Annotated in this window: 1 protein-coding gene; it reads right to left on the minus strand. The window is 60.4% G+C overall.

Annotated features, from left to right (window positions below):
* On the minus strand, window positions 1-273 hold a 273-nt coding region (locus tag ACSNOK_RS34265; RefSeq protein ID WP_436784634.1), incomplete at both ends, for a molybdopterin-dependent oxidoreductase.

Raw genomic sequence — 273 nt, forward strand, 5'->3', positions numbered from 1 at the left:
CGCCTGGATGGATGTCTTCTTCCTCGGCGGTGGAGGTGCCAGGCAGGACGTAGTCGGCGTAGCGGGCCGAGGTCGTGTACTGGATGTCACAAACGACGATGAGCTCGCATTTGGAATCGTCACGCAGGATCTCCACTGAGCGGTTGTTGTTGCCGGTCTGTCCCACTAGCGAGTTGCCCGCGTACTGCCACACCATCTTGATGGGGGCGCTGAGCTTGACATTCGTCGGCTTGCCGTGCTCGTCGATGGGAACCTTGTTGGCACGTACTCCGG

Source organism: Streptomyces sp. URMC 126 (assembly GCF_051386555.1).
In the GTDB taxonomy this organism is placed as follows: domain Bacteria; phylum Actinomycetota; class Actinomycetes; order Streptomycetales; family Streptomycetaceae; genus Streptomyces.